The sequence below is a fragment of the Ectobacillus funiculus genome (genome assembly GCF_004138295.1).
GTDB classification, from domain to species: Bacteria; Bacillota; Bacilli; order Bacillales; family Bacillaceae_G; genus Ectobacillus; species Ectobacillus funiculus.
In genome coordinates, this window is record NZ_SCFM01000013.1 from 14,236 (window position 1) to 31,435 (window position 17,200).

General features: G+C 35.9%; 10 protein-coding genes. All 10 read left to right on the plus strand.

Annotated elements, in window-relative coordinates; genetic code table 11:
* Positions 1 to 273 precede the first annotated feature (273 nt).
* The 10 genes from EP737_RS10340 to EP737_RS10385 all read left to right on the plus strand — a co-directional run bounded on the left by EP737_RS10340 (position 274) and on the right by EP737_RS10385 (position 17,200).
* Positions 274 to 1,224, plus strand: coding sequence for a DNA cytosine methyltransferase (locus EP737_RS10340; protein ID WP_165350747.1), 951 nt, complete (start codon positions 274 to 276; stop codon positions 1,222 to 1,224).
* Positions 1,225 to 1,300: 76 nt separating this feature from the next.
* Positions 1,301 to 3,448: a tetratricopeptide repeat protein gene (locus EP737_RS10345; RefSeq protein ID WP_129727899.1), complete on the plus strand. Its 2,148-nt coding sequence runs from the start codon at positions 1,301 to 1,303 to the stop codon at positions 3,446 to 3,448.
* 1,090 nt (positions 3,449 to 4,538) lie between these two features.
* Positions 4,539 to 5,153 (plus strand): hypothetical protein, encoded by a 615-nt coding sequence (locus EP737_RS10350; protein ID WP_129727900.1) that lies wholly within the window; start codon positions 4,539 to 4,541, stop codon positions 5,151 to 5,153.
* Positions 5,153 to 5,686 carry a hypothetical protein gene (locus EP737_RS10355; RefSeq protein WP_129727901.1) on the plus strand — a complete coding sequence of 178 codons (534 nt, stop codon included), beginning with the start codon at positions 5,153 to 5,155 and terminating at the stop codon, positions 5,684 to 5,686. The genes EP737_RS10350 and EP737_RS10355 overlap by 1 nt, the downstream gene beginning before the upstream one ends.
* Positions 5,687 to 6,319: 633 nt before the next feature.
* Positions 6,320 to 7,018, plus strand: a complete 699-nt coding sequence (locus EP737_RS10360) for a vWA domain-containing protein (protein ID WP_129727902.1) — start codon at positions 6,320 to 6,322, stop codon at positions 7,016 to 7,018.
* A gap of 17 nt (positions 7,019 to 7,035) precedes the next feature.
* On the plus strand, positions 7,036 to 7,794 hold the full coding sequence (locus EP737_RS10365; RefSeq protein WP_129727903.1) for a PP2C family serine/threonine-protein phosphatase: 759 nt from the start codon (positions 7,036 to 7,038) through the stop codon (positions 7,792 to 7,794).
* Complete coding sequence (locus EP737_RS10370; RefSeq protein WP_129727904.1) at positions 7,754 to 9,232, plus strand: protein kinase domain-containing protein; 1,479 nt, start codon at positions 7,754 to 7,756, stop codon at positions 9,230 to 9,232. The genes EP737_RS10365 and EP737_RS10370 overlap by 41 nt, the downstream gene beginning before the upstream one ends.
* Entirely contained in the window at positions 9,233 to 12,580 is a 3,348-nt protein-coding gene (locus EP737_RS10375; RefSeq protein ID WP_129727905.1) for a DEAD/DEAH box helicase, read from the plus strand. It begins immediately after the preceding gene.
* The gene (locus EP737_RS10380) at positions 12,564 to 14,804 is read left to right on the plus strand and encodes a hypothetical protein (RefSeq protein ID WP_129727906.1); all 2,241 of its coding nucleotides are present in this window, start codon (positions 12,564 to 12,566) and stop codon (positions 14,802 to 14,804) included. Before EP737_RS10375 ends, EP737_RS10380 begins: the two co-directional genes overlap by 17 nt.
* The gene (locus tag EP737_RS10385) at positions 14,801 to 17,200 is read left to right on the plus strand and encodes a hypothetical protein (protein ID WP_129727907.1); all 2,400 of its coding nucleotides are present in this window, start codon (positions 14,801 to 14,803) and stop codon (positions 17,198 to 17,200) included. Before EP737_RS10380 ends, EP737_RS10385 begins: the two co-directional genes overlap by 4 nt.

Here is a 17,200-nt window from a genome sequence, read left to right on the forward strand (position 1 = left end):
AACAGGTATTATTGGTTGTTTGGTTAATAGCGGATTGATGAAGGGACTAAGCATAAGATTCGTAGGATACCTATTCTTAGATTTGCTAGAATTATATTTTTTACAAAATAACAAAATTCGGTTTTCAGAAAGTTTCAATTCTTACTTATAACGTAGATTCTTATTTTTATTAGCAAATTATTTATAGTAATATTTTTAATGTTTATATAGGAGAAAAGTGTGGTATGGTTTTAGCACCTCAAAATGAAAAATAAAATATATAAAGGAGTTTACATGTTTACATTTATTGACTTGCTACCAGGAATTGGTGAGAAGAGCTGGGTACTTGAGCGTTTTGGAGGAGAATGTATATGTGCTTTGGCAGAAAGGCAAATAGATGTGCAAATTTCTACTTATAATAATACTACTCCAACGCTGCTTACAAGCCTAGATGAAGTAGATCCGATGAGTTTACCTAGTCATGATATATTAGTTGCTACTCTCGAGTATTTACCACCTATACATCGAGGACATAGGAATAGAAAATTGGAAACCAATATTTTTTCAATCTGTAGAGTTATCAGTGACCATAGACCAAAAGCCTTTATATTAATGAGCCAATTAAGAAGGGGTATCAGAACAGAAGAGCTATTTGAGAAAATAAAGGATGAATTAGATATCCATGGTTATACCTTAAGTTATGAGGTGATTAGTCCTGAAGGGTTAATACCATGTAGAAGAAAAGCGATTTACATAGTTGGCTTATTAGGTGGTACAAAGTTTAATTTTCCTGATTTTCCTCATCTTACTGAAGAAGCATGGGACATTACAAAGTTTCTAGAAGAAGATGCTGATTATAAATTGTTCCAACAATTTTTGGGGAATCGAAGGAAACCTAGGGAACCATCAAGCAAACCTAAGATTATACATGCTAATAACTATAAGGGAGTAGTTGTACGAAAACCTGGGGATGTTTACATAATAAAAGGTACGGGGAACTCACCAAGGTATCTGACGGTAAAAGAGTATGGTAGATTAAACGGATTACCAGAGTTGTTATTAAATGGTTTACTTGCTAGCACTCATCCTTCTAAAGGATATGGACTTATAAATAATTCTTTCCCAGTTGATGTTTTGGAGTTGATAATAGCAAATTTTCTAGATGCAGTTAGTGCCCAAGAGGTAGGAACTGGAATGATTTCTGCCTTTAATCCTTCCCAAGTAAATACCCCTTTTGATTATTGAAAGTTCTTGAACGACCATTGATTAATATCTTAGTTTTGAGCAAATAAGTTGAATTGAGTGAAAGTAGGTATGAGAAATGAAGGACCATGAATGTGAGGAAAAGAAATTAAAAAGAATAGATAATAAGCTGAAAAACACTATTGATAGGTACCTCATATCCTTGGGATTGCAAGTAGACGTGCACATAGAAAGTCTATTATGGGATATCGATAATAATAATACGATTGGATCCACTTTCCTAAAAAGCATTATCAACATAGTGGGGATAGGTCCTCGATTCTATAGTCTAGAATATGTAAATAGATGTTTGGATCAGGCTAACATTTTGTTTAGACGGATTATGGAAGATAGTCAGTTTGAAGTTGTACCATATATCAATCATATAGATGCAGACAAGTCAAGAAAATATATCTTTTTCATTGGTTTGAGGATAATTGAAAAAGATGTGAAAGATATATTTCTAAATAAACCTACATATTCATTTATAAAATATATAATGGATACTTTATTTAAATTATATAGAAGTAGAAATGAAAAAGATATTCTAAGAAAACTAGCACATAATGTCAATGGAAAAGCTATTAGCACTCATATATTATCCCTTGGGAATAATTTTTTAGATGTATTAATTTCTGATTTTTATAATTTGCATAACCGAAAGCTAGATCTATTTGAAGATTTTGAAGCTATATCCAAAATGGAATATGAAGGGAAAGAGCTATTCGCTACGATACTTTTGTTTAATGACAAAATAATAGAGGAGGAGATAAAGTTTCTCATAAGATTTAGGGAACCAGTAGAATACCGGGATCATAGAAATATAAGAAAACTCCTCGAGATGGCAGGTCAGGATATTTATCTAATTGGGGGAGAGAAAGGGGCTTACGGACTTACTTCATTTCAACATATACAAAACCTACTACCTATTAATCAAACTGTCTTAGGCGTAGAGTTCATAGACTATTTTGAATACAGATTAAGTTTAGTGACCATAAATATAAAGGAGCAAACTATAGGGAAGAAGACTATATTAAATATTCAGGATGGGGTATTGAGGTTTAGTAAAGGGGACTATTTCACTGAAGAATTAAAGAAGTCTTTGGAAAATACATTTCAGACATGTTTTCAGGATAGTAAGGGAAGGGAAGCGTTAGGAAAACTAATAGATATAGTGACTCATGCAGTAAAGCAGGAACATGGAACAATGTTAGTAATAGGTAAACCTGAGGATGCTAAAGAAGAGGTAAACAGATTACGCAAAGAAAGTCTTAGAATTGAAGAGGTTGATCTCCACTCCCAAATAAATATTTCCAAAGAATTAATTCAGAATATAACTAACATAGATGGGGCCCTGTACTTAGACGTAGATGGGAAATGTCATGCCTTAGGTGTAATATTAGATGGGGTAGCGGATACAAACGGAGGTGATCCGGCGAGAGGAGCTAGATATAACTCTGCAGTGAGGTATGTAGCAAGTATGAAGAATAAGGAAAAGGAATGTCTAGCAGTAATTATTTCTGAAGATGGTATGGTTAACATTAAAAGTAGTCACCCTATAGATCCAATAGACAAGGAAGAAAAGTTTAAACTAAAAGATTTAGAAACTAATTTAATCAATTTAATGGTCGAATCGAAAAACTTTGATAGATTAGACGCTTTTATTAATTGCATTGGATATAAAGATATAAAAATGAAAAAGCCTACAGTTTCTCATAATGATCTTGCAGAGTCCTACTGTTTACAAGGGAGAGCTTGTATGCTTTCTAACCGATATTACAATGCTTTATATTTTTATAATAAGGCTATTGACACTAAAGAAGATTACATACCAGCATATCGTGGTAGAGGAATAACTTATTGTTACATGTATAATTATAGCCAAGCAATTAATGATTTTACATATGTATTGTCGAGGTGCGAAGATAAAAAAAGTTATTATAATAGGGCGAACGCACATATGCTAATAGAAGATTATCAAATGGCCATAAATGATTACAACCAAGCAATCCGTTTAGATGAGAGGTATGATTTAGCTTATATGGGTAGGGCCGCAGTTTTTTATAATCAAGGGAACTACTACATGTCTGCTGAGAATTACAAGATAGCTAAGGAATTACTTCTTCCATTAAAGTCACAGTGTACAGATCAGGATAACTTGGTGAGGTATGAAAATCTAATTAGACAATGTGATGTAAAATTAGAAGAGTTACGCAAAATGGAGTAAGGAACATGGGGGTACTTAGGTATTTGTATTTAACATTATCTGTTGATGTAAGCTCATAATTGAAAATAGTAAATGTTACTCTACGGAAGAGTTTGTGTCATAATTCGGTCAAAATAGGAGTTTAATTATCAGGAAAGACCTATGGTTTGTTAATACTCCTCTTCTCTAAAGTTGATATTATTTGGGTGTGTCCTCAATAAATTTGCATTGTTTATAACGGAGTGAGGAGAGAAGGGTAACAGAGGATTCATAATGACGCCTTATGCTTAGTTTTTCATTTGAGGGGAACTATCATTATAACTTTTGTAAGGAAAAACATGGGTTTGTTTTTAAACGGTCTATACATATCCTTGGAAACAGTGAATTAGGAGACAGGAAGTTCTAGGGAATCTAAATTATATTATACCTTTTAACAGTAAACGGGCTACTTGTTGTTTAGGGAATAATAGAGTTGCAAGAGGGTGGTGAAAAAGCTAAGTAGAGGGTTTGTAAGAATGTCTATGCTTAGTTTTTTTATTTAAGGGAAATTTAAATTTGAGCCAATAAGTTGGACACAAAAAAGTGGAGATTATGCTGTCTTTCAAGTTTGACCAGCGAAAGCTTAGAGAGTCATCGCTTAGTAAGGGGATAGAAATTCCAACTACGGTAGGGAAGGAATGCAAAATCCGAAAGGAGCTTATTAGGAAGCGCTCTCTATTGATTTCGTATCTATGTGAAAAATCTCTCGTTATTTTATATGCAGCAACTATGAAAACAGGGTGGTCCATGCGGTGAGTGCTTGAGTTGCATGGGCCTTTGTTATGGTCGCAAGTCTGATTTTTTAGGTTGCTTTGTACCTATTACCCGAAAAGATGTTGACATATTGATAGGTAACATTGAAATGAGAAGAAGGTTATGCCTGCACTGGAGACTATACTTGATAGCGTGTTAACGAATAGATTCACCGTCCATGGTTACCGTTACCCATCGCAAGGGAAGTGGAGAATCTGTAACATAGCAATTTTGAGCAGGAAGGATGAGTATTTGGGCGAATAGGAAGAAGATACGTTTTATAAATTAGGATTTCTATGTGTGAAAGGGAGGATATGTTATGAATTATTCTTATCTCATCGGAACAATTGATCGAGCAATAAAAGAGATATGGCTGTACAATATCAAACAAGATTATAAAACATGTCATCTTCTCAAAGAAGATACCCTAAAAAACAGTATCTACTATCACTTACGGACCAAACTTTCAGCAGCTTTTCTGGAAGCAAACCGTATTCGCATATTTACAGAATATCATTATTGTGGGTTTCGAGCGGACCTAGCAATTGTGCGATTACGACAAGATTATGAGGAAACATCCTGTTACCTAGGGGACAATGTGGAACAGGTGTTAGCAATCATAGAAGTGAAATATAAAGGACATTCGGGTACAGAACCATTTGAACAAGATATCACTAAGGTGAAAACATATATTGATTCGGTAAACGATGAACATTTTACACAATACTATCTGGCATTTATCCATGAATATGAGTATTATCACGATGTAGTGGCCTCGTGGATGACTGATGATCAGAAAAAATGGGCGCGAGGCAATGTAACAGAATTGTGTGCTTACTATCGAGAGGGACAAGAAGAAATGCAATGGGATATTGTAGCACACAACCATTTGAATGCAGAGTTGACAACTGCTCCAGAGGAGATCATGGATTAATGAAGATTACAATACCAGTTAGACGAATTAAATTCGTATCGGAGGAGAAGGAGCGTTGGGTACGGGGAGAACGTTCAGATTGTATAGATCCATATTGTAGAAACTATCCTGGTTCCTACGGCTTTGGAGAAGCTCTTGTCGGAAAATATTTTGAACGGCAAGGATACCGTTGGATTCATCATGACTTCAATGTATTTGGTGGGAACCGACTAGGTAAGTATCCCATTGCTGAACAAGTGATACGCAACTGCATAGGGGCAGACAAATATGAAGCAATCCGAAGTCTCTATACTGTATATAAATCCGTTGAGGAACCGGATCTCCTCATCTATAAACCTGACTTCTCCGAAATTCGATTTGCAGAATCTAAAAGAGTAGATACACGAGACAAACTACGTGAAAGTCAGATCCGCGGCATAGCATTGCTCTCTCTTTTGTTCCAATGTGAGGTAGAAGTATTTGAGATTGTACAAGAAGGAAAAATAATACATGCACCGGATGAAATCGTTTGGGATTTTGGAAAAAGAGAGTGAACAGGGGAACAGGCTAAGCATAGGATTCGTAAGGAAGTTAATGCCTAGCTTTTTCACTCGAGGGAAAATATCATTATAGCTCTTTTGTAGAACAACAGAGGTTGGTTTTCAGGAAGGTCGTAACCCCTGGGAGTAATAGGTCAAGGTGTCAGGGAGATATGAGGAATTTATATTAGTTTTTATCTATTAATCGAATAGATGTTGACATGTTGAATGAGCAACATAGGAGAATAGCCCCAACTCCAACTGTTATTATTTACATTTAGAATAATTGTGGTAAGAACCCTGTTCAATTCAACGGGGTTCTTTTGTTTGTTTATGGGGTTTTCACTTGTCTCCCGTAGACTTGCAGAAGAGTATAGAAAACGAATGTATAATTACCAGTAAAAATCCTCTTAAATATTTATATCATTCAACATCTTTCGACACACTACCCGATTGGTCTGTATTAATGTAATAATATATTATCTGGTTTTGGAATAAAATAAACGGAAGATTTCTAACCTATATTCATTTATCTCAGTTTCATCAAGAAATATTAATCATTCCAGATAAGATATAACCATCATTTAGGAAAAATATAATTATTATGAAAAATTTTATATGAATATATGAAATTAGGGGGACTAAGTTATGAGTGACTTATTTATTAGACAAGCTGTAAGGCCTTTACCTGTAATTTTACTGCTAGACACAAGCGGTTCAATGTACGGTGAAAAAATTGATGCATTAAACTTAGCAGTTAAAAAAATGATTGAAAGCTTTGGGAAAGAGGATTCAACGATTTCAGAAATTTACACAGCAATCATTACATTTGGTGGTCGTGTGAATTTACATACGGATATTACACCTTCACGTTTAATCCAATTCGAAAACTTAGATGCAAATGGAATGACTCCAATGGGTGGCGCATTAAAGCTTTGTGCGGAACTAATTAACGACAAAGAGCGTTGGCCAAAGAGAAGCTTCCGTCCAACAGTTGTTTTAGTCTCGGATGGTGAGCCGAACGATGATTATAAAGAAATTTTAACGAAGTTTGTTACAGAGGGTCGTACAGCACAATGTGATCGTTGGGCATTAGCAATTGGTAACGATGCAGACCATAGCTTGTTAGAGAAGTTTTTAACTGGTCAAGAAAAGCGTGTAATGGAGGCTTCTGATGCAGCTGGAATTGCGAAATTCTTTGCTACTGTAACAAACACAACAAAAATGCGCTCAAAAGAAAAAGATCCAAATAAAATTATTGTACCAGTATTAAATGACATTTTACCATTAGATAATGGTGGTTCAAACAGAACTGGTGACGATTCATCTCCTAGCCCATACTTTTAAAAGGAATTGTAGCATATATGAATAAAATTGATTATGCGTTTGCGTCCGTACCAGGACCAGCACATGTTGCAAATAATCTACCAAATCAAGATGCAGTACGTATTCAACCATTTTCATTCGGCTATGTATTTGTGGTCGCGGACGGTATGGGTTCAAAAAAGTATTCGGATATCGGTTCGAAGGCAGCAACAAAGGCTGTAGTCGAGGCGGTTAAAGATTGGTATCACAAAGATAGTGCTCCAATACATCACATCATAAGACTTGTACATGTCTTATGGGGATTATACATCGAGCCTTATGCAAGCAATGATTGTGCGACAACATGTTTATTTGGTGTTTACCTTCATAACGGAACAGTGATACTAGCTCAAATTGGTGATGGAGTTATTATACTCCATCACCAAAACGAGCTACACGTTTTAAAGGAAAAAGGCGATGAGTATTATAATGAAACAATGCCTTTACACAGTGCACAAACGTTAAATGATTGGGCAATTAAGCAATTTAATGTTGGGCAGGACGATTTCATGCTGTTTTTAGGAACAGATGGTGTTGCAGAGGACATCATTGAGGAGCGTCGGGCAGACTATATGCAGTATTTACTGGACGAAATTACAAAGTACCGTAAGCAAAAACGTCGAAATTTATGTATTAAAAAGAAGCTAAAAACGTGGGCAAATCCAAACAATACGGACGATAAATCATTAATTATTTTTAGCAGAAAGGTGATAAAAGATGTCGACAGCAGAGGTGACAATGCCGGCGTATTTAATTGATGAAGAGAATCATAAGCATTACATTACGAGAGAGCTTGGAAAAGGGGCTCAAGGCGCTGTTTATCGAACGAAAGACGACAATGTAGTAATCAAAGTCGTAATGACAGAAGATGATCAGTTAGTCGTAGACGAGAAAGAATATGATATATATAAAAGTAAAATCGACGATATTCGTATCCTACAAATCCCTAAAGGTGTAAATATTGCGAAGCCAGAGCTTATGCTTAAAAAACCTTATAATGGCTACGTCATGCGGTTATTAAATAATATGGTACCGATTAGTGAATTGTTATTAAGACCCTCAGTAGAAGACCCTTTCCAACACTACTTAGAGACGGGTGGCTTACGTAGACGCCTTCAAATATTGACGAAGCTTGCTCGTATGTTTTCACATTTACAATCATTACCTATCGTTTATGGTGATATTTCTGAAAATAACATTTATATATCGGAAAATCCAGAAGAAACAGAAGTTTGGTTAATTGACTCAGACAACATGCGCTACATGATGGATTTTGAAAGTATTATTTGTACACCGGGCTATGGTGCACCAGAAGTAGTAAAGGGAATAAGTTGCAATACGACATATAGTGATGTCTATTCATTTGCCATTTTAGCTTTTAAAATGCTAGCATTCGTAGATCCATTTTTCGGTGTCCGATTTGAAGAGGATAACTCCGACGACTGGGATGATGATTGGAGCAATGAAGGGACAGGTGATACAACGGATCCAGATGAATTGGCAGGACGTGGAGAATTGCCTTGGATTGAGGATAGGTTTGATGATAGTAATCGTTCTAAAGCAGGCTTTAATCGTAAGCATGTTTTAACACAAAGAATGTTTGACTTATTCCAGCAAACATTTGGCTTAGAAGGTCGTCAAAATCCAGTATCACGTCCAACGATGGAGGCATGGTATGAATGTTTGCTTCAAGCAAGTGAAGCAACAGTTAAATGTCATGAGTGCAAGCACAGTTATTATTTTATTGAAAAAGCATGCCCTTATTGTCATGTAGAAAAGCGCAAACATTTAGAGACACAAATTTTCAATTGGTTCCACGTAGATAAAATATTCGAAGATGATGAGTTTATAACAGAAAAATTTGATGTGCAAAATCACGAACAAAATCATTTGTTTTTCAAACAGACATCATTCAAGACTTTTGACTATATGCGAGGGAAACATTACCTAACTAATCGCCATACTGAAGATGCGTTTTTTACACAAGAAATTGAAAATACGGTCGAACTTGATTTAGGAAACACAACATTCATTAAAAATCTATCAAAAACTCCCATTCTAGTAACGGTGAATGGAACTAATAAGGAGCTTAATTATTTACAGAGTGTTGAAGTGTCACGAATCATGGATGTCATTATTACAATACATCTAACACAATTTAAAACACGCTATATTAAATTTGAATTGAGGGATTAGATGAAGATTTCAGATATACGACATGCCAGCCAATCTTATATTTTAGAAGTAACATGTGAAACAAAAATGCAAATTACGAAGGGAACCCCAATTCGTCTATTTCAGGAAGGTAGTTCAACAATTGCTTCGATGTATGAGGATAACCAGTTATACCGAATTAAAGGGGTGTCCAAAAAGTATGATGAGCAGCTCAAGATGATTACAGGTCGGAATTTGCCCCATCTGGCTGAATTTTTGAGTTCAAATGGTAACGGGGTTTTTAATATTGAAATTAAAGTGTTTGCAGAGCGTGAGCAGTTTAATATTCAAATCGGTGTACAAGATCAATTCGTTAAGCAAATCAAGCGAAAGTTAAAGCTGAAAACATTGCAAAAACCGGAGTTAGACTTGACTGATATGTTTTTAATGAAGGTTGGCTCAGAGCAATACGCTATTATTGGCTATCATACACATGTTAATAAAGTAGATTTATTCAAGAGTTTTATTTTAACAGGTAAAACAGGCTATTTACAAATAAAGCGCTGCGTTGATGAGGACGGCCAAGTCACATTTTACGCAGATAAAATTATTGATAAAGTATCAAAAGATTATAAATTCGTATTATTACGTGGAGAGCTTGCGTTTAAAAATGAAACAGAACTTGAAAAGGCGCGTCTTGAAACGCTAGCATATATGGAACAACTCGGAAATTCAATTGAGGCGTATATGAATATTTGGAAAAAGTACGGTGAGATTGAAGAGCAGAACATTATGATGCATGCGGAGGACGTGGGATTTGTTCAATATATCAACTGGGATTCGGTAGGGAATGGAGTCACTCGTTTTGATATAGGCGATATTAATAAACTATATAAATTAGCTACAAACTTGTCGAATGAGGATCGAACATTAACATTTACTGACATAAGCCCAGCGGACTTGTTTATTCAAGGCTTTACAGTCGATAACTACAGAGAGTTTGTGAAAACTTCATCGTTTAATAAGAACTATGAGATTCATGAGTCGATTGATGCGAAGTCAGGTCGTATTTATGTGCGTACAAATTTTGATACTGAGAATTTACCACAAACAGGATATATTTTCTTATCTGTCTCAGGTAATATTTCAAGATTAAATCGTCGTAACCGTGCACAAGAGGATATTATTTTGGCCAACTCTGGGATACCACATTTAGCATCCATATTAGAAGGTAAATCTGTGTCAAAACCAAACCGCTCTTTTATTGAGCCTATATCAGAAAAGACAGCACAAAAGGTGTTTCCTGTTAACCCGCCGACACCGAAACAAAAGGAAGCCATGGAAATTGCATTAAATACGCCTGATATAGCTCTAATTCAAGGGCCTCCAGGAACAGGGAAGACGACAGTAATTTTAGGGATACTTGAAAGAATTAATGAAATTTCCGATTCGTCTGATCAAATGTTTGCTAAAAACTTAGTAACAGCATTCCAACATGATGCTGTACAAAACGTGGTCGACCGTTTGGAGATTTTGGGTTTACCAAGTATTAAATACGGTAAAAAAAGAGGAGAAGCTGCAAATGATGAACGATTAATTGAATACACAGTCGATAGTTGGATTGGTGACAAGCGGTATAAGCTCTATGAAAAATACCCGAACTATACCCAAAATAAATATATAAAGCAGTTTGATCATTTGCATAAAAGTTATTTGCTTTCTGCCAATACCAAAGATAATACCATTCGTCTATTAAAAGAAATAGCTGAATTGCTTGAGATGAAATTACCTATAGAGCTATTGCAGCAATTACAGCAGATTATTCGTAAGTTAGAAATGACGAGTCAGAGGTATAGCAACGCCGAGCATGCATATTTAATTCGTAGAGTGTACAGTATCCCGGTTCATCCGATTGCATATGAAGATAACGGAGCAAACATTCTACGCGAGGTTGTATTCCGATTAAAGCGTAGATATGAACGTGAATTTACAAAAGAAATCAATGTAATCGAACAGTTTCAGTGTCAAGAAAAGAACGAAGGTGCCTATACAAAGCTAAAGGCAGCTAGAAAGTCACTGCTAGTGGGGCTACTTCCACGGGAGGAGATTTTTTATACACCAAAGCAAAATGAGGAAATATTGGATCTGCTAGCTAAGATTTCAGACTTTCTAAATGACGAACTGTTAAAAACCCAATCCGGGGAAGATTTAGTGTTAATGGATTATATTCAGCAATTCGAACATAATCCATTTGCTATTCGAAATGCAGTTAGTAACTATATTTCAGTTATTGGTGCAACAAATCAGCAATCAGTTGGAGATGTCATTATTAATGAAAAAGTCCGTCAAGGGATTATTTCAGAAAGCGAGAGAAGAAAAGCACGTATTTTATACGACAACGTATTAATTGATGAGGCTGCACGTAGTAATCCTCTTGATTTGTTTATTCCGATGTCTAGAGCAAAGGAACGCATTATTTTAGTCGGAGACCACCGTCAGTTACCACATATTGTGGATGAAGGCATTGTACGAAGTATCGAAAAAAATGTCAATGCAGATAAATCAGTTTCAGAAACAATTCAAGACAATATTCAAAAAAGTATGTTTGAATATCTGTTTAATAAATTAAAAGAGCTAGAAAGAGCTGATGGTATTAAACGTACAATCACTTTAGATAAGCAATATCGTACTCATCCGCTACTTGGTGAGTTTGTTAGCAAAAACTTTTATGAATATCATGGTGAAGTCCATATTGATAGTGGCTTGCCGGCCAAATATTTTTCACATCAATTACAAGGGTTGGAAAATAAAGCTGCTGTGTGGATGAATATACCGATAACAGAAGGTACAGAAGTTTCAGCACGAAGTAAAAGTAGACCAATTGAAGCGAAGCGAATTGTAGCCCACTTAAAGAAAATGATGGATAGTGAACAGGCAGTGGGGCTAAACTTTGGTATTATCACATTCTACGCTGATCAAGTGGAGGAGATTTATACTGAACTTGTAAATCAAGGGATGGCTGTAAAGGAAGGTCGAAAATACACCATTTTAAAGGAATATGCCGAAGAAGAGGTGAAAGGCAAAAAAATTGAAAAACTTCGAATTGGTACAGTAGACGCCTTCCAAGGTATGGAGTTTGATTTCGTTTATCTATCAATGGTTCGTAGTAATACATTTAGTGATGAAACTGAGGAGGACCGTCGTAAAAAGTATGGGTTCTTGATGGTTGAAAATCGTTTATGTGTAAGCATGAGCCGACAAAAGAAAATGCTTATTGTGGCAGGGGATAAAGCTATGCTACAAACAACAAACGCAAACAAAGCTATACGAGCACTTGTGAATTATTATCAATTATGTGCAGAGGATGTGCAATATGGAAAAATTATTTAATCATATGACACCAGTTGTACATCAAACGCCATCAATCCAAGATGAAAAACTGACAATTAATAAACGAAAGTGGATTTTATTACCGACTATTGCGTACAAAATTTTAGTACCGATAGAAAAGGAGCAAAGACTTAACTTTTTCCAGCAAACAATTTTGCGTCTCTGTCTATCAGGCTATAAAACAGCTGGATATATATCAGATAAACTTCTTTTAAAAGAAGAGCTTGTTCAATATATCATTGGTGAGTTAATGGATCAAGAGCTTTTAGAAAAGAACGGCATTGTTTCAAAAAAGGGACAAGAAGCCTTAGATGAATTAAATAAACCGTATGAATTGAAAATAGGCTATATCTTTTTTGACTTATTAACAAGAACATATTGGGACCAATTTATTTTGACAGATGACTTGCATTATGCAAGTGCGGAGTTTGGGGATTACACTCGAAAAATCGAAATGGGTCGTATCGATGCACCTAAAAAACGCCAGGCACTGGTGCTCCCTCCCCTGAATGAACAATTCAATAGACCTACAGCACTTGATGCGTTAACTGTTATTAATCGATATGGAAATCGTCTAAAGGGCCTACAGCAAGGCATCATGTACTCAAAAGAGGAAAACATCCCCTTTTTGCCACGTAATATTGAGAAAGTGGAATTTTTAGAAGAGGCAATACCAATTTATTTAACAACATTTATTTATATGGCAGCTGATGTCTTAAATAAATCAAACTGGGAAGTATGTCACCCTTTTGGTGGAGGTCCTTCTGCAAAGCTGCAGGATTATTTGAATAACTTGCGTAACACGAACGAAAATTTAAGGGATCATATTAAAGATTTAGTAGAAGAAACGCTTCGTACATCAAATATTGAACGTCAAGAAAATATGTCGAAGGAAGAATTAGGTACACGGCAGTACTTGAAAGAAGTGTTAGGTCATGAAATTTTAATGTATCCGTCTGTTGTCTCACAAGCTCAGCGCTTGTGTCAAAAATTTAATGATTTACAAAAGCTTATGAAGCAAACAAATCGCGGCAGTAATTTTGATGATATTCAAACGCAGTTAAGTACATTTCTAATTCAATCTGCTGAAATCATTGAAGAAACGCTATTTGTGATGAGGCATCTTCATAAAGTAAGGGATCAAAAGCGTGTTTTAAGCTATAACACTATATTGTCAAAGCACCGTTTCAAAAATGCAGATTTACTAGCAGATGTTGCAAAGTTGATTGGTTTTATTGATTATCCAACAAAGGAGGAGCAAGTATTCCATAGATTTTTAGCTGTAGCGATGGGTGATGTAAAGTATGTGGATCAGTCAAAAAAGCTACAGGCATTAGTGGCATATCATTTACTTGCAGCGCGTGATCAGCTTGATCATCCATTTCATCAACTAGCAAAAACGTTTCCAATCTGCATTCAATATTTCGAACGCTTAATGAATAAGCGTAACGAATTTGCCCATACAACAGATACAACATATTACATTAAAACTACTGATAAGGTGTTCTTATATACTTTGAAAATTATTTCGGTATTACTAGAGTTGCCATTTAATGAAGCTGTTGTTGCCCAGCAAGTAAAGTATGAGCAAGATGAGTTATTAATTGATAAAAAAGAGCGTCTTCTTTGTGAGAAAACGGTTGATTTAAAAACATCTTCAACAATTCGTACACAGCAGAAGTTATTTAAAGCGTTGGTGGATGTACATTACTACCGTAAAACACGTAATCATCATTTTGTACTCAAAGCAACAGCTGTTTTAGAGGAATTGTTTAATTTATGGCTTAATCAAATTTCTTTGCAAGATGCTGGTAGATTTATTAAAAGAGATGGTCGTCAAACGTTATATGTAATGGAGCGAATGCTAAATGAGTATGGTTTTGTTGTAAATATTGAGCGCTTACCACAGTCTTTTACACATACGAATACGCAAAAGCTGAAGCTTGAGGTACAGAAATTAAAAGACTCTGTACTGAGTAGGAAAGTATACGCTTTTCTAGCATCAATATGTGCACATAAGAATATACGTTGGGCTGAGTTAGCAAAAGCATATCCGAATTTAATTTTGTTAACGGCGGAAATCTCGGATAAACGTAAGCATGGACATGTGGTGTTAGAAGATGAAGAGATGCTGGAAATTGAAGAAAAATTATTCGACTTCATAAAGAAAATTGAACCTTTTATTGTTTTGCAAAAGGCGAGTGTAAACGGAGGTAAATCATGACAAAAGAAACAGTAATAGAACAAGTCGAAAACTTAGAAGAGACGCTTACAGTTCAGCAGTTAAAGGATAAATTGGAACAACTAAATAAAGAAGAGCAAAAGTTAGAGCAAAAACAGCAGCAGTTAATGCGAGAAGAAGAACAACTGGAAAAACTTCGACTAAATGTTACGCGGCGCGAGGATTCTATTCAGAAGCGTGAGCTTAATGCGGAGCTTGAATTCGTTGCACAGCAGGAGCAAGTACTGAGCACGTTTCAAAAGAAGAAGGACCAATTACAAAAGGAGTATGATGAGCATCACAAGCAGTTACAAAAAAAGCTTGAAACGAAGCGTAGAGAAATTAATCAGCAGATGGAACAGCTAGAGAGTGAGCTCGAGCGCAAGCAGCAAAAGAGCGAGGTAGCAATTGAAAAATACAGGAGAGACCGTATCCAATTGTTAGAAAAGCAATATAACGAGGAAAAGAAAGAACTTGATGTACGGTTGGCAAAGCACAAGCAGGATATGGAAGGAATCATCCGTGAAAAAGAGGAAGCGTTAGATGAGTCCCGTAAAGAAGTGCAAGATGAGCGCTTAGCGATTCAACGCGAACAGCAGCAGTTGTCAGTAGGGAAAAGTGAGTTACAGCGGCTTAAAGCTGAACTAACTGCTCGTGAGGAAGATATTGATTTTCGATACAACATGCTTGAAAAGGATCGCGAGCTTTTTGATGAGTTAGTGAAGGAAGAGATTGATGCACGTATTGAAGAAAAAGAGCGTCAATTTGATCAATTAAAGCAAAGTCAATCCAGCTTAATGGAGCGGTTAACATACCTTCAAAATGAACTAGATGAAAAAGAACGCTTAGAACTGCGAATTGGTTCTCGTTCTTCTGAAGATTTGTTAAATGAAATTGAGCAATTAAAAGAAACAATTAGCTTATTAAAAAAAGAGTTGCAAAATCGTCCGACAGAAGAGATTTTAATTGAGCTTGAAGAAAAGGCGCGTAAATATGATGAGCTATACGAATCATTTATTAAGTCCGAAAGAGAACTACAGCAACTCCAAAGTAGTAAGCATCGCTATGAAATGTCTGTCGCACAATTACAAATTGAACGTGAAAAATATGAAATCGAGGTAAAGCGTCGTGAGGTAATTCAAGCGCAAATTGAGAAATATGTTGCAGAGGTAAATCGCTTAAAAGCATTACATGAGCAGCCTGCTGAAGTCAAGGCACGTATTGGTGTTATTGAAAATCCTCATTTTACGAGAAAGGAATTCTTTAAGTCTGAGGATATTTCAGAAATTGAATGGCTAAACATGATTGAGCAAAAATGTAATGAATCAGGTTTACGTTTTAATAAACGTTTATTTTATGCATTCCATACAGCGCTTAAAACATCAGACTACTCTCCATTAACAGTTTTAGCTGGTGTTAGTGGGACTGGTAAATCTGAATTACCACGGTTATACTCTCGCTTTGGAGGTCTGTATTACTTACCACTAGCAGTACAACCAGACTGGGATAGTCCACAAGCACTATTTGGTTATTTTAACTCAGTTGATAATCGCTTTAATGCTACACCACTGGTACAAGCATTAATTCAGTTCCAAGAGCAAGAGAACCCGCATATACAACAAACTTCCCTAGGTGACAGCTTGTTATTAGTCTTGTTGGATGAGATGAATCTTGCACATGTGGAGCTTTACTTCAGTGAACTGTTAAGTAAGCTTGAAACACGTCGTGGAGAAGAGAATGGTGTACACGTAGATATTGACTTAGGAGCTGGGATGGATAAATACCAAGTGTTATTGAACTCCAACGTGTTCTGGGTTGGTACTATGAACGAGGACGAAACAACAAAATCTCTCTCAGATAAAGTAATTGACCGGGGCAACTTAATTAGCTTTCCGCGTCCAAAGAAGTTTGAACGTCGCTTACAGCCAAAACTTTCGAATGAAAGTCCTAAGTTGTGTAAATCTGTTTGGAATAAGTGGTTGAAGCAGCAAGTACAACTCGACAATGAGATTGAAAAATATAAGGAAGCATTAGAAGAGATAAATATGTATTTAGAAAAGGCCGGCCGTGCATTAGGTCACCGAGTATGGCAATCAGTTGAAAACTATATTGCTAATCACCCTCTCGTAATTCAAGCAAAGGCAAATAATGACGACAATGAACTGGATAAAGAAATTCGAAAAGCATTCGAGGAGGCATTGGTGCATAAAGTAATGCCAAAGTTACGTGGTATTGAGGTTGATTCCGGCTTTGCACGTAGCCAATGTTTAAATCCGATTGCAGCAAAAATCCGTGAATTTGCACCTGGTTTAAGTGAGGACTTTGAACTGGCGATGACAAATGCATACCGCATCTTTATTTGGCGTAGCGCTAAATATTTAGAAGATACTGAAAACTAA